Consider the following 22,925-nt stretch of genomic DNA (forward strand, 5'->3'; position numbering starts at 1 on the left):
CCGGTGCGCCGGCGCCGCCCACCGATCCGACAACGGATCCAACCGGCGCCTCGACGCGCTTCAGGTCTTCTCGAACGTGAGGTGCCCGCCTTCGGCGCCGACCTTGATGGTGTCGCCGCCGAGGAACTGCCCGGACAGGATCTGCTGCGCCAGCGGGTTCTCCAGCTGCGACTGGATCGCGCGCTTCAGCGGCCGCGCGCCATAGACCGGATCGAAGCCGACGTTGCCGAGCAGCTCCAGCGCGTGGTCGCCGAGTTCGATCTTCAAGCCGCGCTCGGCCAGGCGCTTTTCTAGGCCGCTCATCTGGATGCGCGCGATCGACTTGATCTGCGCCTTGTCCAGCGGGTGGAACACCACGATGTCGTCCAGCCGGTTGACGAATTCCGGGCGGAAATGCGCCTGCACCACGCCCATCACCACTGCTCGCATCTGCGTGTAGGCCTCCGGCCCACCGGACGGCTTGCCGTCCGGTCCAGGCACGCTGTCGCCGCTCAGTTCCTGGATCTGGTGCGAGCCCAGGTTGGAGGTCATCACGATGACGGTGTTGCGGAAGTCCACGGTGCGGCCCTGGCCGTCGGTGAGGCGGCCGTCGTCGAGCACCTGCAGCAGGATGTTGAACACGTCGCTGTGCGCCTTCTCCACCTCGTCGAGCAGGATCAGCGAATACGGCCGGCGCCGCACCGCCTCGGTGAGATAGCCGCCTTCCTCGTAGCCGACGTAGCCCGGGGGCGCGCCGATCAGCCGCGCCACCGAATGCTTCTCCATGAACTCGCTCATGTCGATGCGGATCATCGCGTCGCTGCTGTCGAACAGGAAGTCGGCCAGCGCCTTGCACAGTTCGGTCTTGCCGACGCCGGTGGGGCCAAGGAACAGGAACGAGCCGCTGGGCCGGTTCGGGTCGGACAGGCCGGCGCGCGAGCGCCGCACCGCGTCCGACACCACCTTGATCGCCTCTTCCTGGCCGACCACGCGCCGGTGCAGCTCGTCCTCCATGCGCAGCAGCTTGTCGCGCTCGCCCTCGAGCATCCTATTGACCGGGATGCCGGTCCAGCGCGACACCACCTCGGCGATCTCCTCGGCGGTGACGCGGTCCTGCACCAGCGTGAAGTCGTGATGCTCAGCCTCGCCGGCCGCGGCCAGCTGCTTCTCCAGGTTCGGCAGCAGACCGTACTGGATCTCGCTCATCTTGGCATAGTCCTGGCGCCGGTGTGCCGCCTCCAGTTCGACCCGCGCCTGCTCGATCTGCTCCTTGATCCTGGTCGCGCCCTGCAGCGCGGCCTTCTCCGACTTCCACACCTCGTCGAGGTCGGAGAACTCGCGTTCGAGCTTGCCGATGTCGCTTTCCAGGTCGGCCAGGCGCTGCCGCGAGGCCTCGTCCTTTTCCTTCTTCAGCATCTCGCGCTGGATCTTCAGCTGGATCAGGCGCCGCTCCAGGCGGTCCAGTTCCTCCGGCTTGGAGTCGATCTCCATGCGGATGCGGCTGGCGGCCTCGTCCATCAGGTCGATGGCCTTGTCCGGCAGCTGGCGGTCGGTGATGTAGCGGTTGGACAGCGTGGCCGCCGCGACGATCGCCGGGTCGGTGATCTCCACGCCGTGGTGCACCGCATAGCGCTCCTTGAGTCCGCGCAGGATCGCGATGGTGTCCTCCACGGTCGGCTCGCCGACGAACACCTTCTGGAAGCGCCGCTCCAGCGCGGCGTCCTTCTCGATGTACTTGCGATATTCGTCCAGCGTGGTGGCGCCGATGCAGTGCAACTCGCCGCGCGCCAGCGCCGGCTTGAGCATGTTGCCCGCATCCATCGCGCCGTCCGCCTTGCCGGCGCCGACCATGGTGTGCAGTTCGTCGATGAACAGGATGACCTGGCCTTCGGTCTTGGACAGGTCGTTGAGCACGCCCTTGAGCCGCTCCTCGAACTCGCCGCGGAACTTGGCGCCGGCGATCAGCGCGCCCATGTCCAGCGACAGCACGCGCCGGCCGCGCAAGCCTTCGGGCACCTCGCCGTTGACGATGCGCTGGGCCAGGCCCTCGACGATGGCGGTCTTGCCCACGCCGGGCTCGCCGATCAGCACCGGGTTGTTCTTGGTGCGCCGCTGCAGCACCTGGATGGTGCGGCGGATTTCCTCGTCGCGGCCGATCACCGGATCCAGCTTGCCGCTCTCGGCGCGCGCGGTGAGGTCGATGGTGTATTTCTCCAGCGCCTGGCGCTGGTCCTCGGCATTCTCCGACTGCACCGTCTCGCCGCCGCGCAGCTTGTCGATGGCCGCTTCGATCTTCTTCCTGTCGGCGCCGGCGGCGCGTAGCGCCAGGCCCAGCGCGCCGGCATCGTCGGCCGCGGCCAGCACGAACCACTCGCTGGCGATGAACTGGTCGTTGTGCTGCTGCGCCAGCTTGTCGGTCTGGTTGAGCAGCCGGCTCAGGTCGTTGCCGATCGACAGGTTGCCGGGCTGGCCGCTGACCTTGGGCAACTTTTCCAGCGCCTCGCCCAGCCGCTCGCGCAGCACCGGCACGTTGACGCCGGCCTGCGCCAGCAGCGGCCGGGTGCTGCCGCCGGACTGGTCGAGCAGCGCGGTAAACACGTGCACCGGCTCGACGATGGTGTGGTCGCGGCCCACGGCCAGCGACTGGGCGTCGGCCAGCGCCTGCTGGAAACGCGAGGTGAGCTTGTCCATCCGCATCGGGAAGTTCCTCTGAAAGGGAGGCCGGCCGCGCCGGCATGCTAGTCAGATGCGGTTGGGGCGGCGTGTTTCAAGGCCGCAGCGCCCGCTGTATCCGCAGCCACCGGGTCCGCGACGTACCCCGCGGAGCGGCCACGCCGCCACGCCGCGCCCCCGCAGCGGTCGCGGCCTGGTCACACGCCGCTACCTGTGCAGCGCCTACCCTGGCGCTTGCGAACCTTCCCGCACAGGAACCGCCATGCGCTACGACCTCTATTACTGGACCGGCATCCAGGGCCGCGGCGAGTTCGTGCGGCTGGCGCTGGAGGATGCCGGCGCGGCCTACCGCGACGTGGCCCGCGAGGAAGGCGACGCGGCCATGCAGCCCTTCCTCGACGGCGCGCAGCCGGGTGCGCGGCCGTTCGCGCCGCCGTTCCTGAAGGCCGGACGGCTGGTGATCGCGCAGGTCGCCAACATCCTGCATTACCTGGGCCCGCCGCTGGGGCTGGTGCCGGACGGCGAGTCGCGGCGCACACAAGCGCTGCAGTTGCAGCTGACCATCGCCGATCTGGTGACCGAGATCCACGACAGCCACCATCCCGTCGCCAGCGCGCTGTACTACGAAGACCAGAAGCCCGAAGCGCGGCGCCGCGCCGAGGATCTGCGCACGCAGCGGCTGCCGAAGTTCCTGGGCTACTTCGAGCAGGTGCTGGGCCAGGGCGGGGGGCGCCATGCGGTGCGCGAGCACTCCTACGTGGACCTGTCGCTGTTCCAGCTGATGAGCGGGCTGGACTACGCCTTCCCCAACGCGATGAAGAAACTCTCGCCGAAGCTGCCGCAGCTGCGCACCCTGCAGCAGCGCGTGTCCGAACGTCCCGGCGTCGCGGCCTACCTGGCCTCGGCGCGACGCCTGCCGTTCAACGACAACGGGATTTTCCGGCGTTATCCGGAGCTGGATGGGTGATGCGTGGCGGCACGCGGTCTAGATGGAGGATCGCGGGGTCCGCGTTCGGGCCAAGCAGCAGCATGATGCCTCCTGTGGGAGCGACTTCAGTCGCGACGGGCTTTGCAGGTAATGCCCGTCGCGACTGAAGTCGCTCCTCCATGCGCCCTGCAACGCTGCGCAAGACGGCCCACAACGACGGTACCGAAGCCAGCCGAGGTGGTGGCCCTCAGGGCCGGATCAACACCGCACGGATCGCCTGCAACTGCTTGCGCACCGCCTCGGCCTGCGCCGGTCGCAGACGCAGCAGCGCCTTCTGCCCGACCGACAGCGACTCCAGGGCCGGATCGACGAAGCGGTACTTGCCGGTGCGCGCATCGGCGACCACGGCCGGCGGCGACGGCGGCCGCGGCCGCGGCGCCTGCAGCAGATGGTCGATCACCTGCACCAGGCGGTCGTTGAAGCAGCCCCGGGGATAGCCCAGTTCCACGTACGCCTGCTGGAACAAGGGATAGAAGCGCCGGTAAACGGCCACCATGGCGCCGGCATCGGCCTGGGTGAAGGCCTGCACGTACGGGGCGTAGCGCTGCGCGTTGGCCTCGGCGATGGTGCTGGCGCCGGCCGCATCGGTGGCGACCTGCAGTTGCCCGGGGACCGGTTTCAATGCCAGGGTGCGCGCGGCGCTGCGGCGCTGCGGCAGGTTGTCGATCATCGTCACCGCGCGCTGGATCGGATGGTCGCCGATCAACAGCGTCAGCGGTGCCTCGCTGCCTGCCAGCGTCGCCAGTTCGGCCCGCGCCGCCGTGTCGCTGTCGGCCAGCGCGGGGATCGCCGCATCGGCCGCGGCGGCAGGATCGATCGGATGCTGGATCGGCGGCGGCGACGCGGCCGGTGCCGCCGCGGGCGCGGGCGGCGCCGCGCTAGAAACAGATGCCGGCGCCACCATGGTCGGTGCAGGCTCGGCACTGCGCAGCAGCGCGCTCAGGTTGTCGCAGAACAGCCACGACGCGGCAGCGATCACCAGCACAGCGACCAGGATCCAGGGCCAGAACGAATGACGCGGCTGCATGGCGTCCGGTTCTCCGTTGAACAGTGGCAGGTGCGACCGCCACGGCCATCGCCGGTTCCAATGCGGGACGGCCAGCGTTCAGCCTCTGCGCGCTGGCGCTGCGCCGCGCCTCGAGCAAGCGACGCCAGCCTTCGGGTCCCTTGCCGAAGGCGATACGCGCCTCGACCCACTTCGCGACGAGAGCGGCGGCTACGTGCTCGGCCTGCGCCGCCGGCATGGACGTGTGTTCGATCATCCAACGCGCGGTGACCTCGCGCGCCGGCTGCAAGGCGGCCAATGCCGCCTTGCGATCGGCGTCCGGCCACAGGCTCGCGTCGTGCCAAGCCGCGATGGCGGCCGTCGGATCGCCCGGCGGCTCGGCGCCCTTGGGCTGCTTCAGCAACAACAGCGGCGACACCGCGGCCTGCAACGACAGCCGCCGCCATCCGGCGAAATCCGCATAGCGCATCGTGCCGGCATCGTCGGACACGCGCTCCACTAGGCTGCGGAACGCCTGGTGCAATTGCTCCCATGCGGGTTGATCGAACAGGCCGGGCAACGGCCGGCAAATCGGTGCGGAAAGATCGCGACTGGAACCGTACAGCGGCCCCATGGCGTCGTAGGCCGCCTCGCCCTGCTGAGCGAATACGAAGCAATGCACGTAGGGACGCGGATTCGGCGGCTTGGCGGCGTGCTCCGTGTAGCCGCTGCGCTCGATCCACAGCCGCAGCAGGCTCAGATCGCGCGCTTCTTCGTCCTGTCGGCTGGCCGGCTCGGCGACGTCGGGCATCCCGGCGGACACCGAGTCTTGCCGGCGCAGCGCGGCGCTCGCAGACGCAAGCCGGGCACGCGCTTCGGGCGCGCCGACCTCGGCCGCCGACAACGAAGCGATGCAGGTACACCAGCCAGGCCGAGGCCAGGCCGCCGTCGTAGTCGCGCAATTGCGCCGCCGCCGCGGCCGGCGTGGCGGGAATGGCGGCGACGATGCGATCAAAGCGCGCCGCCTGCGGCGCGAACCGGCTGTCCAGCGCGCGCACCTGCGCCTCGATCCGCCTGCTTCAGGCAGGCGCCCGGATCGGGCTGGACCAGGCAGCGGTCGCGCTGCGCCAACCAGGTGTTGCGCGCTGCGCACGCTTTGCCGCTGCGCAGCCGGCACCACCGCCACGCGCGCCGCCTAGCGCCGGGCCAGCGGCGTCCGATCGCTGGTCCGTGCACAACAGTCGCTCGACCGCACTGGACGCCTTGGCGCAGTCGAACGACACCGCCCTGGCGGCGGGCGTCTACGCCAGCGCCAACGCGCGCTCACGCACAGGCTGCCGGTCTCGTCCATTCCGCCCTCCGCGCGCGCCGGCGCGATGCCGGCGCCGATTGTTGCGCCGTCAGTCCACCAGCACCGCGCGCGGCTTCTGCAGCGACAGCAGGCCGAGCAGCGCGGCCAGGGCCACGTAGCCGCCGGCCAATTGCCAGGCGATCAGCTTGGGCAGGCCGCTCAGCGTGCACGGCAGGTAGATGCCGCCGCGCGGATCCACCGAGTGGATCAGGCCAAACAGGGTCAATCCGGCCGCCACCAGCAGGAACGCCGCGGCGCGGCGCAAACGCCCGTCCACCATCGCCGCCACCGCCGCGATCCACAGCATCGCGGTGATGATGAAGCCGTTGCCCAGGGTGAAGATCACCGCCAGTTCGGGCAGCCCATGGCCGTCCAGGGTGGTGGTCAGCGCGGCCAGCTTGTCCGGCGGGATCCAGCCCGGCGCCTTGATCGCCAGCAGGTAGGCCACCGACGGCAGGAAGCCCAGCACCATCGCGCCGGCATGGCGCTTGGGCGTGGCCTGGAACGCCTGCGTGGTGATGTCGATGGCCACGTACACGATGATCGGCGCCAGCACCGCCAGCGGCAGCCATTGCACCAGCCCGGCGACCAGGCCGAGCATGCCGCCCAGGCCGATGAACAGCCCGGTCAGCAGCGTGTAGCCGCTGCGCGCGCCCATGTGCTTGTAGGCCGGCTGGCCGATGTAGGGCGTGGTCTGGGCGACGCCGCCGCAGATGCCGGCGACCAGCGTCGAGCAGGCTTCGACCAGCAGGATGTCGCGGGTGCGGTAGTCGTCGCCGGCGGCGCGCGCGCTCTCGCTGACGTTGATGCCGCCGACCACCATCAGCAGGCCGAACGGCAGCAGCAGCGGCAACAGCGGCACCGCGTCGGCCAGGCCGGCGACGAAGCTCAGGCTCGGCCACGGCAGCACCAGCTGCGGCGCCACCCATTGCGGCGCCTGGGCGCCGGGGATGCCGAAACCGGCGGCATTGGACCAGTAGTACAGGCCGGTGCCGAGCACCAGCGCCAGCGGCACCCCGGGCACGCCGTACGGCAACCGGCCCTTGGCGATCAGCACGTACAGCAGCAGGCCCAGCACGACCAGGCCGACCAGCGGCGAGCGCAGCGTCTCCAGCAACGGCAAAAAGCCCATCAGCACCAGCGCGATGCCGGCGATCGAGCCGAGCAGCGCCGCGCGCGGCAAGGCGCGGGCGACCGCGTCGCCGAAGAACGACAGCATGGTCTTCAGCGCGCCCATCACCACCAGCGCGGCCATGCCCAGGTGCCAGGTGGCGAGCGCCGCGGCCTGCGGGTCCAGGCCCTGCTGCTTGTAGCGCACGAACGCCGGGCCGAGCACCAGCAGCGCCATGCCGATGCTGGTCGGCGCGTCCAGGCCCAGCGGCATCGCGGTGACGTCGCTGCGCCCGCTGCGCGCGGCCAGCCGGCGCGCCATCCACGTGTACAGCAGATTGCCGATCAGCACGCCGAACGCGGTGCCGGGGATCATCCGCGTGTAGATGACCTCGGCCGGGAACTGGAACAGGCCGATCAGGGCCGCGCTGATGAAGCCGAGGATCGACAGGTTGTCGAGCACCAGGCCGAAGAAGCCGTTGAGGTCGCCGGCAACGAACCAGCGCGGGCGCGACGAAGGAGGAGCGGTGCTGGGCATGCGGGCGATGGCGGCGTGGGGGTCGATGGATGGTAATGGAAGCAGCGCGGCCGGATTGGCGCGCAGGCAGGGATGCAGCATCCCGGCCTGCGCATCCGCGCCGCGGCTACAGTTGCAGATGCAGGAACTGGTTGAACGTGGTCGGCACGTAGTCGGCGAACGCCGGTCCATCGCGGAAGCCGCGGCGCCGGTACAAGGCCAGTGCCGCGTCGAACGCCGGGCCGCTGCCGGTCTCCAGGCTCAGCCGGCGCAGGCCCGCGGCGCGCGCGGCGGCCACGATGTGCTCCAGCAGGGCCGCAGCCGCGCCCTGGCGCAGGAAGTGCGGATGGGTCCGCATCGACTTCAGCTCGCCGCCGCCATCGTCCAGCACGCGCAACGCGCCGACTGCGGCTAGCGCATCGCCGCGCCAGACGCTCCACACGGTCACGTTCGCGCGTTGCAGTCCGGACAGGTCCAGCGCATGGACGCTGCCCGGCGGCGACTGCGCATGCATCTGCTGCAGGTGGTACTCCAGCAGCGCACGCACCGCCTCGCCGGAAAGATCATCCTGGCCGATCGCGAACGTCGCTGCTCCTGCCTTTCCGGGTCCCGAGTCCCCGGTCCCCGGTCCCGCCGTCAAAACGACACCTCCACCGGCTGCCGCGACCACAGCACCGACTGGTGCCCGGTCGCCTGCTTCCACGCCAGCCGGATCGCCTCGATGTCGGCGCGGCGCTGCGGCGTGTCCTCGTGCAGGATCACCAGCACCTTGGTGTTGAGCCGGTTCGGCTCCTTGGCGCCGCGGAACAGCCACTGCCCGTAGGCGTCGAACACGGTCAGGCCGTCGGGGAAACGCGGCGTGACCTGCTTGTCCAGGAACGCGCGCCATTGCGCCTCGCTGATCGGCTCGGCCTGTGGCCGATCAGCCGGACCGCTCTCCTCGCCGACCCCGAAATACAGCTCGCTGCGCACCCAGCCGCTGGCCTGCGCCGGCCGCGCGGCATCGCCCTGCAGCGCGGCGCCGACGGTGGCCGGCGCGGTGGAAGCGGACGACGCCACGCCGGCGCAGGCGGTCAGGGCCAGGAACACGGCAAGCACGGGGGCACGCAGCAGCATCGGCAGGTCTCGGAAGTGGAACGGAAGGACGGGATGGTAGGCGACCGCGGCAGCGCGCGCCCGATAAGCGTAGGGCATCAGCCCATGCCGAACGCGGCGGACCGGGCGGCCCACGGCCGCGTTAACGGTAAGATCTCGCTTCATCCGGATGGATGTACCCGAAATGCATTCCGCCTGCGCGGCACGGACCACCGCTGCAGCCGGGCGTTGCGCCACTGCAGGAGAGAGCCCCCATGTCGTACCCGTTCGCCAAGCCGCTGAGCCTGGCCATCGCCCTGGCCCTGTCGGCCCCCGCCCTGGCGCAGCAAGCCGATCCCGGCACCGCGACCAACCTGGACACGGTGATCGTCACCGGCACCCGCGCCAGCGGCCGCACCGTGCTCGAGTCCACCGCCCCGGTCGACGTGCTCAGCGCCGAGGACATCCGCAAGGCCGGCGTGGTCAACGGCGAGCTGGGCAGCGCGCTGCAGGCGCTGCTGCCGTCGTTCAACTTCCCGCGCCAGTCCAACTCCGGCGGCGCCGACCACATCCGTGCCGCGCAGCTGCGCGGGCTCTCGCCCGACCAGGTGCTGGTGCTGGTCAACGGCAAGCGCCGCCACACCTCGGCGCTGGTCAACACCGACAGCAAGATCGGCAAGGGCACCACCCCGGTGGACTTCAATGCGATCCCGATCAGCGCGATCAAGCGCATCGAAGTGCTGCGCGACGGCGCCGGCGCGCAATACGGCTCGGACGCGGTGGCCGGGGTGATCAACGTGATCCTCGACGACGATCCGGACAGCGGCGCGCTGGAAGCCAGCTTCGGCGCCAACCACACCGACGTGAAGCCGATCGACCGCACCCTCACCGACGGCCGGACCAGCTACGCCAGCGCCAAGGTCGGCACCGGCCTCGGCGAGGACGGCGGCTTCTTCAAGGTCGGCCTGGAGCTGAAGAACCGCGAGGGCACCAATCGCGCCGGCTACGACCAGATCCCGTCCTTCGAGGCGCAGACCCCGGCCAACCTGGCCCTGGCCGGCAAGCGCAACTACGTGCTCGGCGACGGCGCCAGCAAGGACCTCAACGCCTGGATCAACGGCAAGCTGCCGTTCGGCCAGGCCAGCGAGTTCTACTTCTTCGGCACCTACAACCAGCGCGACACGCAGGGCGCCAACTACTTCCGCTATCCCGACAGCGACGCCAACTGGACACAGGTTTACCCGAACGGCTACCGCCCGGTGTCGCTGGGCGAGAACCGCGACCAGCAGGGCGTGGCCGGCGCGCGCGGGCAGTGGGGCGACTGGGCGTACGACGCCAGCCTGGACTACGGCCGCAACGACTTCACCTACCGGCTGAAAAACTCGCTCAACGCCTCGCTCGGCCCGGACAGCCCGACCCGCTTCAAGACCGGCGACTACGCCTTCGCGCAGAGCGTGGCCAACCTGGACCTGAGCCGCAGCTTCGACGCCGCCGGCGCCACCCACACCGTCGGCAGCGGCGTGGAGTTCCGCCGCGAGCACTACCGCACCCGTCCCGGCGACCCCGCCAGCTACGCCGCCGGCGCCTACACCGACCGTCCCACCGGCGCCCAGGCCGGCGGCGGGCTGACCCCGCAGGACGCGGCCGACCTGTCGCGCAACGTCGCCAGCGTCTACACCAGCCTGTCCAGCCAGTTCGGCGACACGTTCTCCACCGACCTGGCCGCGCGCTACGAGCACTACCAGGACTTCGGCGGCGAGCTGACCGGCAAGCTGGCCGCGCGCTACGAATTCGTGCCGGCGTTCGCGCTGCGCGGCGCGATCTCCAACAACTTCCATGCGCCGTCGCTGAGCCAGATCGGCTACCAAGCCACCTCCACCGGCTACGACGCCTCCGGCCAGCTGCTGCAGGGCCGGTTGCTGTCGGTCAACAACCCGATCGCGCAGGCGCTGGGCGCACGCGACCTGAAGCCGGAGAAGTCGGTCAACTACAGCCTCGGCTTCACCAGCCGCGTCGGCGCGCACTTCGACCTGTCGCTGGACCTGTTCCAGATCGACATCGACGACCGCATCGCGCTGTCGGAGGACATCAGCGGCGACGCGCTGACCGCGTTCGTGGCGCAGAACTTCGGCGTCACCGGCCTGCAGAGCGCCAGCTTCTTCGTCAACGCCGCCGACACCCGCACCCGCGGCGCCGAACTGGTCGGCAACTGGCGGCAGGGGCTGGGCGACGGCCAGCTGCAGCTGACCGGCACCTGGAGCTACGCCAAGACCGAGCTGAAGAACCTGGTCGCCACGCCGGCGCAGCTGCTGGCGCTGAACCCGGACTACGTGCTGTTCGGCGCGGAGGAGCGCAACACCCTGACCGACGCCGCACCGCGCACCCGCGCCCAGTTCGCGGCGAACTGGAGCAACGACCGCTGGGCGCTGCAGACCCGCCTCAGCCGCTACGGCAGCGCCACCCGCGTGTTCGACTTCGGCGACGGCTACGTGCCGCGGCAGACCTACGGCGCCGAGTGGCAGCTCGACGCCGAGGTCGAGTACCACCTTACCGCGCAGTGGAGCGTGGCGCTGGGCGGGCAGAACCTTACCGACAACTACTCCGACCGCTCCAACAGCGACATCTCCTATTTTGGCAACCTGCCCTACGACGTGCTGTCGCCGATCGGCAGCAATGGCGCTTACTACTACGGGCGGGTGCGGTTGGCTTTCTAGGCTGTTCAGTCCCGGCATTGGATGGATCGGGGCGACCTTGAACCGGCCGGGTTCGGATGTCCACTGTTTGCGAATGAATTCGTACGGCGTCAGCCCCTTCAGGGTCTTGCGCCTGCGGCCGAAGGTGTAGGCATCGATGAAGTCGGCTAGGTGCTGGCGCAACTGCGCGTGATCGTCGTGCGCAAGGTATGGAAGCAGTTGCTGCGGGAAGGCCGGCAGATGGCGCGGTGCACGGTGGCGCGGCGGATGCGCCGGCTGGGCCTGCGTGGCGTGGTCGGTGGCAAGCCAGTGAAGACCACGCACAGCGAAGGCGCCGCCGTGTCCGCTGGACCGGGGGAACCGGCAGTTCCAGGCCGACCGGCCGACCGCGCTGTGGGTGAGCGACTTCACCTAGGTCTCGACGTGGCAGGGCAGGGTGTCCGTGGCGTTGGCGCTCGACGTGTCCGCGCGGCGGATCGTGGGCTGGCAGGCGTCGGGCTCGATGACCACGGACCTCGCGCTCGACGCCCTGGAACAGGCGCTGCACGCGCGGCAGCGGGAGGGCGTACTGATCCACCCCTGCGACCGCGGTTCGCAGTCTGTGAGCATCCGCGACAGCGAGCGGCCGACCGAGGCGGATCGAGCCGTCGGTGGGCCGCGTGAGCGATTGCTATGAGCGCGAAGCCTGCCCTTGGGGCACACCGCGCTGGCCGAGACGATCGATGGCCTGTACAAGGCCGAGGGGATCCACCGCCGATCGTGGCGCAAGCGCGAACAGGTGGAGCTGGCCACGCTGGACTGGGTGCACGGGTTCAACCACAAACCACGGCTGGGGCCGATCGGGCACGTCCGGCCAGCGGAAGCCCAAGCGCTTACCCTCGGCAGCAAGCCGCTCAGGCCAAGGCGGCCTGACTCAAACCAAACGGCCTCCAAGAAAGTCGGGGCGGTTCAAATTGGTTTACCATTCCGACCATCATCGATGCGGAACTTCGGGTGGCCCGCGGCGACGCCGGCCGAGCGTGCGACATGAGCACTACCTTCGCCCCAGCATGAAACCTCGCCCAAGGCTGTCCGAGCAGGCGTCCTTGTGGCGCCTTCTTTGTATCCCGTGCCTTGCGCCGCCGGCTTGCGGCGCAAGGCGGGAGACGCCCGATCCGCACCGCTCCTTTCCTTGCCGAATCCCATGATCACGATCACGCTCCCCGACGGCAGCCGCCGCGAATTCGAACACCCCGTCAGCCCCATTGACGTGGCCCGGTCCATCGGCCCGGGCCTGGCCAAGGCGACCATCGCCGGCCAGATCGACGGCCGCCTGGCCGATGCCAGCGACATCATCGACCACGACGCCACGCTGCGCCTGATCACCGCCAAGGACGAGGAGGGCGTGGAGATCATCCGCCATTCCTGCGCGCATCTGGTCGGCCATGCGGTCAAGCAGCTGTATCCCGAGGTCAAGATGGTGATCGGCCCGGTCATCGCCGAGGGCTTCTATTACGATATCTACAGCGAGCGCCCGTTCACCCCCGAGGACATGGCGGCGATCGAGGCGCGCATGGGCCAGCTGATCGCGCAGGACTACGACGTGGTCAAGAAGGTGACCCCGCGCGCCGAGGCGATCGAGGTGTTCAAGGCCCGCGGCGAGGACTACAAGCTGCGCCTGATCAAGGACATGCCCGACGACGTCACCGCGATGGGCCTGTACTACCACCAGGAGTACGTGGACATGTGCCGCGGCCCGCACGTGCCCAATACGCGCTTCCTCAAGGCGTTCAAGCTGACCCGCATCTCCGGCGCCTACTGGCGCGGCGACGCCAAGAACGAGCAGCTGCAGCGCATCTACGGTACCGCCTGGGCCGACAAGAAGCATCTGGATGCCTACATCCTGCGCATGGAGGAGGCGGACAAGCGCGACCACCGCAAGATCGGCAGGCAGCAGGGCCTGTTCCACCTGCAGGAAGAGGGCCCGGGCCTGGTGTTCTGGCATCCCAAGGGCTGGTCGATCTGGCAGGTGGTGGAGCAGTACATGCGCAAGGTGTACCGCGACAGCGGCTACGGCGAGGTGCGCTGCCCGCAGATCCTGGACGTGTCGCTGTGGCAGAAGTCCGGCCATTGGGACAACTACCAGGACAACATGTTCTTCACCGAGTCGGAGAAACGCACCTACGCGGTCAAGCCGATGAACTGCCCCGGCCACGTGCAGGTGTTCAACCAGGGCCTGCACAGCTACCGCGACCTGCCGGTCCGCTACGGCGAGTTCGGCGCCTGCCACCGCAACGAGCCGTCCGGTGCGCTGCACGGCATCCTGCGCGTGCGCGGCTTCACCCAGGACGACGGCCACATCTTCTGCACCGAACAGCAGATCGAGGCCGAGGTCACCGCGTTCCACCAGCAGGCGCTGAAGGTGTATGCCGACTTCGGTTTCGACGACATCCAGATCAAGATCGCGCTGCGCCCGGAAAAGCGCCTGGGCGAAGATGCGACCTGGGACAAGGCCGAGGCCGCGCTGCGCGCCGCGCTCGGCGCTTGTGGCGTGGAATGGCAGGAGTTGCCGGGCGAGGGCGCGTTCTACGGTCCCAAGATCGAGTACCACCTGAAGGACGCGATCGGCCGTACCTGGCAGCTGGGCACGATGCAAGTGGATTTCATGATGCCCGGCCGCCTCGGCGCCGAGTATGTGGACGAGCACAGCCAGAAACAGCATCCGGTCATGCTGCACCGGGCCATCGTCGGTTCGATGGAGCGTTTCATCGGGATTCTGATCGAGCACCATGCCGGTGCGTTCCCCGCTTGGCTGGCGCCGGTGCAGGCGATGCTGATGAACATCACCGATGCCCAGGCCGGCTATGTGGACGGCGTGCGGAAACTCCTTGCAAATCAAGGGTTCCGCATCCAGGCTGATTTGCGGAACGAAAAAATCGGCTATAAGATTCGCGAACACACGCTGCAGCGGGTGCCTTACCTGCTGGTAGCGGGCGACCGCGAGAAGGAAAACGGCGCCATTGCAGTACGTACGCGATCGGGGGAGGATCTGGGAACCATGTCGGTTGCCGCCTTCGCCGAACGGTTGCTCGCCGAGCAGCTGGCGTAAGACAACCCCGATGCGGGCGGAGCCTCCGTCCGCGTCGGTCCGATTCCCCTGGGAGATTGCAACATCAGTACCCCTGACAACAAACAGAACCGCAAGAACCAAGAGATCCGCGTCCCGCGCGTCCGCGTGATCGGCGCGGACGGCGAGATGGTCGGCGTGTTGACCCGCGACGAAGCGCTGGCGCTGGCCGAAGAGGATGGGCTCGACCTGGTCGAGATCCAGCCGCAGGCCGATCCGCCGGTCTGCAAGATCATGGACTTCGGCAAGTTCAAGTTCGAGCAGCAGAAGAAGGCGAACGAGGCCAAGAAGAAGACCAAGCAGGTCGAGATCAAGGAAATCAAGTTCCGTCCGGTCACGGACGAGGGCGATTACCAGATCAAGCTGCGCAACATGCGCCGTTTCCTCGAAGAGGGCGACAAGGTCAAGGTCAACATCCGCTTCCGTGGCCGCGAGATGAGCCACCAGGAGCTCGGTCGCGAAATGGCGTCCCGGATCGAGGCCGACCTCGGCGAAGACATCGTCATCGAATCGCGTCCGCGCCTGGAAGGCCGGCAGATGGTGATGATGATCGCGCCGAAGAAGCGCTGACCGCAGCAAGTCAGGATCGCGCGGCCGTCCATGTGCGGGCGCGCGGCCGCCCCGGGCGCCTGCTGGTGACTTCGCGTTCCCCTATCGGCGTCTGGATCGCTGCGCTTGAGGCGTGGCTGCCGATCGCGCAGCCTTTTTCGAGTCCCGAGTCCCGAGTCCCGAGTCCCGAGTCTCGACGCCATCGTCTGTCCGGCGGGATCGAAATGCATGATTTGCAAGGCATTCCAAGCCCTGGCATAATGCGCGGCCCGGTTCGCCGGGTTTGCCGTTCGCGCGGCAACAGGACCCGCCCGGATCCTTCGAGGATCAAGGGCTTACAAGCCGGTACGGGCACGGATGGAAAGCGTGGCGCCGCCACCGCCCTGACCAGTGACAAAACACCCTCAAGGACATTGCAATGCCCAAGATCAAGACCAACCGGGCGGCGGCCAAGCGGTTCCGCAAGACCGCCTCCGGCAAGTACAAGGCCGGCCACGCCAACCGTAGCCACATCCTCACCAAGAAAGCGACCAAGCGAAAGCGCAACCTGCGGCAGACGAACCATGTTCGTGCCGAGGACGCAGGCCGTCTTGACCGTATGCTTCCTTACCTCTGAGGACTGAACCATGGCTCGAGTAAAACGTGGCGTCCAGGCGCGCCGCCGGCACAAGAAAGTTCTGAACCTGGCCAAGGGCTACTACAATGCCCGCCGCAAGGTCTTCCGCGTCGCCAAGCAGGCGGTGATCAAGGCGCAGCAGTACGCCTACATCGGCCGTAAGCAGAAGAAGCGCAATTTCCGTTCGCTGTGGATCACCCGCATCAACGCGGCGGCCCGCATCAACGGCCTGAGCTACAGCCGTTTCATGAACGGCCTGCTCAAGGCCGGCATCACCCTGGACCGCAAGGTGCTGGCGGACATCGCCGTGCACGACGCGCAGGGCTTTGCCGCCTTGGCTGAGAAGGCAAAGGGCGCGCTGGCGGCATAATGCAGGTCCCTCTGCAACGGCCCGCACATCCATGCGCGGACTGTTGAACAACAGCAGGGAAAGAGCAGACATGCAGGGGAAGGGCGCGAGTCCTTCCCCTTTTTGCGTTCTGGGCATCCCGATTGCGGGATCGATCCTGTCGCGGGATCCGGACCGGGTGATCGGCTGAAGTGAGGCGCGAGTGCAATGAGTGAGATCCAATCCCTGAGCGTGCAGGCGCTGGCGGACATCGCCGCGGCGCAGAGTCCGGAGGCGCTGGAGCGGTTGCGCGTCGCGCTGCTGGGCAAGAGCGGCAGCATCACCGTGCAGATGAAACAGCTCGGCGCGTTGCCGCCCGAGCAGCGCAAGCTCGCCGGCGAGGCGATCAACCGTGCGCGCGATGCGGTCTGCGCGGCGCTGGCCGAACGCCGCGCGCTGCTGGAGCGCGCGGCGCTGGACGCACGCCTGGCCGCCGAGCGCATCGACGTGACCCTGCCGGGCCGGCGCGGCGAGCGCGGTGGACTGCATCCGGTCACGCGCACGCTGGAGCGCATCACCGAGATCTTCGCGCGGTTGGGCTACGAGCTGTCCGACGGCCCGGAGATCGAGGACGACTGGCACAACTTCGAGGCGCTGAACTTTCCCCTGCACCATCCGGCGCGGGCGATGCACGACACCTTCTACCTCGCCGACGACCGCGGCGACGGCCGCCGCTTGCTGCGCACGCACACCTCCGGGGTGCAGGTGCGCTACATGCTCGAGCATGCGCCGCCGCTGCGCATGATCGCCGCCGGCAAGGTCTACCGCAGCGACAGCGACCAGACCCATTCGCCGATGTTCCACCAGGTCGAAGGCCTGCTGGTCGACGAGCATTCCACCTTCGCCGACCTCAAGGGCACCTTGTCCGAGTTCGTGCGCGCGTTCTTCGAGCGCGATTTCGAAATGCGCTTGCGCCCCAGCTACTTCCCGTTCGTCGAACCCGGCGCGGAGGTGGACATCGCCTGGCAGCAGTCCGACGGCAGCACCCGCTGGCTGGAAGTGCTCGGCTGCGGCATGGTGCATCCGAACGTGCTGCGCAGCGTCGGCATCGATCCGGAACGCTACACCGGCTTCGCCTTCGGCATGGGTGTGGAGCGTTTCGCGATGCTGCGCTACGGCGTCAACGACCTGCGCGCGTTCTTCGACAACGACGTGCGGTTCTTGCGCCAGTTCGCTTGAGTTCCGTTCGGGACTCGGGATCCGGGACTCGGGACTCGTGGAAGCTTCGGCGTTCCGCCTGTTCGCGAGTTCTGGCATCCGAGTCCCGAGTCCCGAGTCCCGAGTCCCGGAAAAACCATGAAATTCTCTGAAAACTGGCTGCGCAGCCACGTTCCCACCCAGGCCTCGCGCGACGAGTTGGCCGCGACCCTGACCGCCATCGGCCTGGAGGTCGAGCAGCTCACGCCGCTCGGCGAGTCGCTGCAGCAGGTGGTGGTGGCACGCATCGTCGCCGCGGCGCCGCATCCGCAGGCTGACCGGTTGCAGGTTTGCCAGGTCGATGCCGGGCAGGGGGAATTGCTGCAGATCGTCTGCGGCGCGCCGAACGCGCGCGCCGGGCTGGTCGCGCCGCTGGCGCTGGTCGGTGCGCAGGTCGGCGGTATCGCGATCAAGGCGGCCAAGCTGCGCGGCGTCGAGTCCAACGGCATGTTGTGCTCGGCCAAGGAACTGGGCCTGGACAGCGACGTGTCGGGTCTGTTCGAACTGCCCGACGACGCGCCGACCGGGCAGGCGCTGGCCGAGTACCTGGGCCTGCCCGACGCCAGCATCGAGATCAAGCTGACCCCGAACCGCGCCGACTGCTTCGGCGTGCGCGGCATCGCCTACGACGTGGCGGCGGCCTGCGGCAGCGACGTGCTGCCGTTCGCGGCCGCGCCGGTCGCCGTCGCCAGCGCGCGCCGGCTGGAGGTGCGGCTGCAGGCCGGCCGCGCCGCGCCGCGCTATTGCGGCCGCGTCGTCGAGGATCTCGACCCGGCGGCGAAGACGCCGTTGTGGATGGCCGAGCGCCTGCGTCGCAGCGGCGTGCGCCCGGTATCGCTGCTGGTCGACATCACCCAGTACGTGATGCTGGAGCTGGGTCAGCCGATGCATGCCTTCGACCTGGACACGCTGCGCGGCCCGGTCGGCGTGCGCCGCGCGCGCGCCGGCGAGACGCTGACGCTGCTCGATGGCCGCAACGCGGCGCTCGACGACGACTTCCTGGCCGTCACCGACGGCGACCGCGTGGTCGCCCTGGCCGGATTGATGGGCGGCCACGACACCCGCGTCACCGATACGACCCGGCATGTGTTCCTGGAGGCCGCGCATTTCGCGCCGGCCGCGATCATGGGCCGCGGCCGCAAGCTCGGCCTGCATACCGATGCCGGCCATCGCTTCGAGCGCGGCGTGGATCCGGCGCTGCCGCGGCCGGCGCTGGAACTGGCGACGCGGCTGGTGCTGGAGTTGGCCGGCGGCCGCGCCGGCCCGGTGGTCGAGGCTGAGTTGCTCGAGCACCTGCCGGCGCCGGCGCCGATCGCGCTGCGCCGCGCGCGCATCGTACGCGTGCTCGGCATCGAGATCGCCGATGCCGAGGTCGAGCGCATCCTGCGCGCGCTGGGCATGGAGGTCGCCGCGGCCGCCACTGGCTGGCAGGTCACCGCGCCGAGCCGCCGCTTCGACATCGCCCTGGAAGAGGACCTGATTGAGGAACTGGCGCGCATCCACGGCTACGACCGGCTGCCGACCACGCTGCCGGGCGGCGCCTCGCGCATCGCCATGGGCAGCGAAACGCAGTTGGACGAAGTGAGCGTGCGCCGCCAACTGGTCGCGCGCGCGATGCTGGAAACCATCAACTACGCCTTCGTCGATGCGGCCCTGCTGGACCAGTGGGGCCTGGATGCCGGACGCGTGGCGCTGGCCAATCCGCTCAGCGCCGAACTGGCGGTGATGCGCCCGTCGCTGTTGCCGGGCCTGGCCGCGGCGCTGGGCCGCAACGTCGCGCGCCAGGCCGGCCGCGTGCGCCTGTTCGAACTGGGCAAGGTCTTCGCGGCCGCGCCGGCCGCCGGCGCCGCGCCGTCGGAGACGCAGCGCGTGGCCGTGGCGGTGTGCGGCGATGCCGACGCACTGCAGTGGGGCCTGCCGGCGCGCAAGGTCGATTTCCACGACCTCAAGGGCGACCTGGAGGCGCTGGCCAGCGCCGCTGGCGCACGCCTGGAATACCGTCCGTCGGCGCGCCCTTTCGCGCACCCGACCCGGTCGGCCGACGTGTACCGCGACGGCGCGCTGATCGGCTGGATCGGCCAACTGCACCCGCGGCTGTTGCAGGCGCTGCAGATCGACGCGGATATGCTGGGTTTCGAGTTGGATCTGGCACCGCTGGCCGCGCGCGCGTTGCCGCGCGCCGCCGCGCTGTCGCGGTTCCCGTCGGTGCGCCGCGACTTGGCCTTCCTGGTGCCGGAGGTGGTGGCCTGGGCGGCGCTGGCGCACAGCGTGCGCGGTGCGGTTGGGCCGCTGCTGCGCGAGGTGGTGCTGTTCGACCGCTATGTCGGCCCCGGGGTCGAGGCGGGTTTCAAGAGTCTCGCTATGGGCTTGATTTTGCAGGACAGCTCGCGCACTCTGACGGATCGCGATGTGGATGCAGTGGTCGCCGATGCAGTGGCGGCGTTGGCGCGCGAACACGATGCGCGGATTCGCGGCTGAGATGTAGGGGATAGCAGGGCAATGGCGTTGACCAAAGCGGAAATGGCCGAACGGTTGTTCGACGAAGTCGGGCTGAACAAGCGCGAGGCCAAGGAATTCGTCGATGCTTTCTTCGATGTGCTGCGCGATGCGCTGAAACAGGGCCGGCAGGTGAAGCTGTCCGGCTTCGGCAACTTCGATCTGCGTCGCAAGAACCAACGGCCTGGTCGCAATCCCAAGACCGGCGAAGAAATCCCGATCTCGGCGCGGACGGTGGTGACTTTCCGACCGGGACAGAAGCTCAAGGAGCGAGTGGAGGCTTATGCTGGACCCGGGCAGTAACCGTGAACTTCCGCCGATTCCGGCCAAGCGCTACTTCACCATCGGTGAGGTCAGCGAGCTGTGCGACGTCAAGCCGCACGTACTGCGCTACTGGGAGACCGAATTCCCTAGCCTGGAACCGGTCAAGCGCCGCGGCAACCGGCGCTACTACCAGCGCCACGACGTGCTGATGGTGCGGCAGATCCGCAGCCTACTGTACGAACAGGGCTATACGATCGGCGGCGCGCGCCTGCGCCTGGAAGGCGAGGGCGCCCGCCAGGAGTCGGCGCTGAGTAACCAGATCATCAAGCAGGTGCGGCAGGAACTGGAAGAAGTGCTGCAGTTGCTGCGGCGTTGAGCGCCACTGGCGAAATCGGCTAGGAATGGCAGCGTCGAACCGGCTATACTTGCCAGCCTCGCCACGAGGCGGACGTTTTTACCGGGGTATAGCGCAGCCTGGTAGCGCACTAGTCTGGGGGACTAGTGGTCGTCGGTTCGAATCCGGCTACCCCGACCATCTTCAAGAAGGCCCATGTCAGCGACATGGGCCTTTTCGTTGGTTCATCTCCCAACTGCGTGGAAGGCAGCGCGATCTTGAGGAAGAAGTGGGCGTCATCGCGTTAGCCGTAGGCGATGGGCTTGATGACCTTGATCTTGTTGTGGATGCCTTCGAGCAAGCCGGTGTGCCTCGGCCAGCGTACCCGACGGAGGATGCCGCGCCAGTCGGGCCGCAGGCACCTGGCGAAGTGCATCAGGGCCGGGATCGCACTCTCCCGGGCGTGGCGTCGCCACTGCCTCCAGGCACGGCGCCAGGCCCGGGCCGTACCTGCATTCCACAGCGCCTTGCGTTGTTCCTTCATCGCGTAGACCGTCATCAACGTCTGGTTGGCTTGCAGCACCTCGCTCAGCTGGATCCGTTCGGACTCGGCCAGGTTGGCCCGATTGCGCAACAGGAGCCAGTGCGCACGCTCGACCGCCTTGCGCGCCGGCTTGTCGTGGCGCAGGGGGTTGGCCGCATCCACCCGCCCCCGGCCGATGACCTCGCGGCCGTCTTCGGCGATGACATGGAACAGGTCGTAGACCACGCGCGCGTTTGGGCGGTGCTGGCGCACTTCCAGGTCCTAGGCGGCGTTCATGTCCATCGCCACCGCCTGGATGTCGGCACAGCGCTGGGGGCCGAGCAGTTCGAAGAAGGCTCTGACCTGGACCCGTGGGCGGCCCCGTCCCACCCACAGCACCGGCTTGCGCTCCACGTCCACCACGACGGTGGCGTAGCGATGGCCCTTGTGCACCGCGAACTGGTCCATCGCGATCGCGCGTACCCCGTCCAGCTCCAGCGGCCCCAGCGTGCGCTCCAGGGTCCTGAAAGCGATTGTCTTGGCCGTCTTCCAGTCGATCCCATGCCAACGGGCGGCGTGCAGTACCGAGGTCGCCGCGCATGGCCGCGCCACGCTCTCGGCCAGCCGTCGTGTCGCCCGGCCATGCCGATCCAGCCAGTCCAGCCGCTGCCGCCGGGGGCCGCCCCTCGGACAAGCCAGGCGCAGACACGGCACATGCAACTCCACCGGATCGCCGAATACCGGCAACTCGCCGATGCGCCGCATCGTGCGGCCATCAATCGCTGTCACCGTCTGCCCGCAGCCCATGCAGTGCCGTTGCGCACCCGGCGCCGGCTCCAGGTCGATCACCCCCCAACGCTGCTGCCCACGGGACGCATGCCGCCGCTTGCGGACACCGCACCCCTCCCAGCCGCCCAGCCGGGACATACAATCCTGCTCGGCCGCGGCCGACCTTCAGTGGGTTGCCTGGACAACAGCAAGTCCGACCGGTCGGCCGTGCGCCTCTCCACTCAGTTGGGCGATGAACCTTTTTTTTAGGCTCATCGCGGATTCATAGGGGTGCTTTTGCCGGGTTGAACTTGCCTTGGTCCTTGGAAACAAGCGCTTTTCTGCGCTGTGCCGCAGGGCGGATCCTGCCCTGACTTGCCGACCTGGGTGAACGCATGAAGACCGGCCGCACCCTGCGCGATCTGTTCTGCTTCCCCGGCTTTGTGGCGCTGGCCACGCGGCGAGGTGTGTTCGGCGATCCGAAGGCTCGGATCGTGACCCTGCGGCGCCGTACGACACGGTGTCGATGCGCCGTTTCGCGAAGATCGGCGGCCTGGATGATGTGCCGGACGAGACCACGATCCTCAACTTCCACCGGTTGCTGGAGACGCACGATCTGGCGCGCACGCTGTTCAACCGGATTCATGCGCACCTGTCGCGCAAGGGCCAGAGCTGGCGCGGTGGCACGATCGTGGACGCCACGATCATTGCCGCGCCCCGTTCGACCAAGAACCAGGATGGCGAACGCGATCCGGAGATGCACCAGACCAAGCAGGGCAACCAGTCCTCCTTCGGGATGAAGGCGCACATTGGCGTGGACGAGGAGTCCGGCCTGATACACCACGTGGAATGCACAGCGGCCAATGTGGCTGAATCACCCAGGCGCACAAGCTGCTGCACGGCAAGGAAGACACGGTGTGCGGGGACAGCGGCTACACCGGGCTGGCCAAACGCGAGGAGATGGCCGCCAAGCGCAAGCTGCGCTAGCTGATCGCCGAGAAGCCCTCGAAGCCGAAGCAGATCAGGAACAAACGCCAATTGAAGCGGGCCGAGCGCTGGGAACAGACCAAGGCTCGCCTGAGGGCGAAGGTGGAGCATCCGTTCCGGGTGATCAAGCGCCAGTTCGGCTACGTCAAGGTGCGCTATCGCGGCCTGGCCAAGAACACGGCGCAGGTGCTGACGCTGTTTGCGCTGTCGAACCTGTGGTGGAAGCGAACGCAGTTGCTGCCGGTGGTGGGAGAGTTGCGCCTGTCACCCGGGGAACACCCGGGAATGGGTCGGAAACGGCGCGACATCCGGTGGTCCGAAACCGAA

Annotated in this window: 16 protein-coding genes, 1 tRNA gene and 4 pseudogenes; 13 read left to right on the forward strand and 8 right to left on the reverse strand. The window is 68.5% G+C overall.

The genetic code is table 11. The annotated features are described in order from the left end of the window. Positions 1 to 60: 60 nt before the first annotated feature. A complete protein-coding gene (gene clpB / locus G4Q83_RS07060) occupies positions 61 to 2,676 on the reverse strand; it encodes an ATP-dependent chaperone ClpB (protein ID WP_128420754.1) in 2,616 nt (871 codons plus the stop codon). Positions 2,677 to 2,914: 238 nt separating this feature from the next. On the opposite strand from clpB, the gene G4Q83_RS07065 reads away from it, so the two are divergent. Then, positions 2,915 to 3,619: a glutathione S-transferase gene (locus G4Q83_RS07065; RefSeq protein WP_128420753.1), complete on the forward strand. Its 705-nt coding sequence runs from the start codon at positions 2,915 to 2,917 to the stop codon at positions 3,617 to 3,619. A 208-nt stretch (positions 3,620 to 3,827) separates the two neighbouring features. Here the strand turns inward: G4Q83_RS07065 and G4Q83_RS07070 are convergent, their stop codons facing one another. From G4Q83_RS07070 to G4Q83_RS07090, 5 genes are all read right to left on the reverse strand, one after another. After that, positions 3,828 to 4,625: a DUF3014 domain-containing protein gene (locus G4Q83_RS07070; RefSeq protein WP_246432310.1), complete on the reverse strand. Its 798-nt coding sequence runs from the start codon at positions 4,623 to 4,625 to the stop codon at positions 3,828 to 3,830. After that, positions 4,519 to 5,436 (reverse strand): hypothetical protein, encoded by a 918-nt coding sequence (locus tag G4Q83_RS23135; RefSeq protein WP_246432311.1) that lies wholly within the window; start codon positions 5,434 to 5,436, stop codon positions 4,519 to 4,521. The genes G4Q83_RS07070 and G4Q83_RS23135 overlap by 107 nt, the downstream gene beginning before the upstream one ends. 589 nt (positions 5,437 to 6,025) lie before the next feature. Then, the gene (locus tag G4Q83_RS07080) at positions 6,026 to 7,624 is read right to left on the reverse strand and encodes a hypothetical protein (protein ID WP_128420765.1); all 1,599 of its coding nucleotides are present in this window, start codon (positions 7,622 to 7,624) and stop codon (positions 6,026 to 6,028) included. 106 nt (positions 7,625 to 7,730) lie between these two features. Next, positions 7,731 to 8,150 (reverse strand): GNAT family N-acetyltransferase, encoded by a 420-nt coding sequence (locus tag G4Q83_RS07085; protein WP_170069174.1) that lies wholly within the window; start codon positions 8,148 to 8,150, stop codon positions 7,731 to 7,733. Positions 8,151 to 8,239: 89 nt separating this feature from the next. Continuing rightward, positions 8,240 to 8,719, reverse strand: coding sequence for a DUF3574 domain-containing protein (locus tag G4Q83_RS07090; protein ID WP_128420751.1), 480 nt, complete (start codon positions 8,717 to 8,719; stop codon positions 8,240 to 8,242). 233 nt (positions 8,720 to 8,952) lie between these two features. On the opposite strand from G4Q83_RS07090, the gene G4Q83_RS07095 reads away from it, so the two are divergent. Continuing rightward, on the forward strand, positions 8,953 to 11,391 hold the full coding sequence (locus G4Q83_RS07095) for a TonB-dependent receptor plug domain-containing protein (protein ID WP_128420750.1): 2,439 nt from the start codon (positions 8,953 to 8,955) through the stop codon (positions 11,389 to 11,391). Here G4Q83_RS07095 and G4Q83_RS07100 read toward each other — a convergent pair. Next, positions 11,392 to 11,571, reverse strand: a pseudogene (locus tag G4Q83_RS07100) (IS481 family transposase); the annotation flags it as partial. Between G4Q83_RS07100 and G4Q83_RS23140 the strand changes: the two are divergent. The 10 genes and pseudogenes from G4Q83_RS23140 to G4Q83_RS07150 form a co-directional block, all read left to right on the forward strand. Then, a pseudogene (locus tag G4Q83_RS23140) lies at positions 11,548 to 12,282 on the forward strand (IS3 family transposase); the annotation flags it as partial. The pseudogenes G4Q83_RS07100 and G4Q83_RS23140 overlap by 24 nt on opposite strands. Positions 12,283 to 12,553: 271 nt before the next feature. Beyond that, positions 12,554 to 14,458, forward strand: coding sequence for a threonine--tRNA ligase (gene thrS, locus G4Q83_RS07110; protein ID WP_128421690.1), 1,905 nt, complete (start codon positions 12,554 to 12,556; stop codon positions 14,456 to 14,458). Positions 14,459 to 14,506: 48 nt separating this feature from the next. Beyond that, positions 14,507 to 15,046, forward strand: a complete 540-nt coding sequence (infC, locus tag G4Q83_RS07115; protein WP_128421689.1) for a translation initiation factor IF-3 — start codon at positions 14,507 to 14,509, stop codon at positions 15,044 to 15,046. 397 nt (positions 15,047 to 15,443) lie between these two features. After that, entirely contained in the window at positions 15,444 to 15,641 is a 198-nt protein-coding gene (rpmI, locus tag G4Q83_RS07120) for a 50S ribosomal protein L35 (RefSeq protein ID WP_010342861.1), read from the forward strand. Positions 15,642 to 15,651: 10 nt separating this feature from the next. After that, the gene (gene rplT / locus G4Q83_RS07125) at positions 15,652 to 16,011 is read left to right on the forward strand and encodes a 50S ribosomal protein L20 (RefSeq protein WP_128421688.1); all 360 of its coding nucleotides are present in this window, start codon (positions 15,652 to 15,654) and stop codon (positions 16,009 to 16,011) included. A 186-nt stretch (positions 16,012 to 16,197) separates the two neighbouring features. After that, a complete protein-coding gene (gene pheS, locus G4Q83_RS07130; protein ID WP_128421687.1) occupies positions 16,198 to 17,208 on the forward strand; it encodes a phenylalanine--tRNA ligase subunit alpha in 1,011 nt (336 codons plus the stop codon). A 117-nt stretch (positions 17,209 to 17,325) separates the two neighbouring features. Further along, positions 17,326 to 19,704: a phenylalanine--tRNA ligase subunit beta gene (pheT, locus tag G4Q83_RS07135; RefSeq protein WP_128421686.1), complete on the forward strand. Its 2,379-nt coding sequence runs from the start codon at positions 17,326 to 17,328 to the stop codon at positions 19,702 to 19,704. 21 nt (positions 19,705 to 19,725) lie between these two features. Continuing rightward, complete coding sequence (locus G4Q83_RS07140; protein WP_128421685.1) at positions 19,726 to 20,025, forward strand: integration host factor subunit alpha; 300 nt, start codon at positions 19,726 to 19,728, stop codon at positions 20,023 to 20,025. Further along, entirely contained in the window at positions 20,006 to 20,362 is a 357-nt protein-coding gene (locus G4Q83_RS07145) for a MerR family transcriptional regulator (RefSeq protein ID WP_009597860.1), read from the forward strand. Before G4Q83_RS07140 ends, G4Q83_RS07145 begins: the two co-directional genes overlap by 20 nt. Before the next feature lie 82 nt (positions 20,363 to 20,444). Next, positions 20,445 to 20,521 (forward strand) — tRNA-Pro (locus tag G4Q83_RS07150). A 103-nt stretch (positions 20,522 to 20,624) separates the two neighbouring features. On the opposite strand, the pseudogene G4Q83_RS23145 reads toward G4Q83_RS07150, so the two are convergent. Then, positions 20,625 to 21,770, reverse strand: a pseudogene (locus G4Q83_RS23145) (ISL3 family transposase). Between the two features lie 349 nt (positions 21,771 to 22,119). Between G4Q83_RS23145 and G4Q83_RS07160 the strand changes: the two are divergent. Beyond that, positions 22,120 to 22,862, forward strand: a pseudogene (locus G4Q83_RS07160) (IS5 family transposase); the annotation flags it as partial. Positions 22,863 to 22,925: the final 63 nt, after the last annotated feature.

The sequence above is a fragment of the Xanthomonas theicola genome (assembly GCF_014236795.1).
Classification (GTDB): Bacteria; Pseudomonadota; Gammaproteobacteria; order Xanthomonadales; family Xanthomonadaceae; genus Xanthomonas_A; species Xanthomonas_A theicola.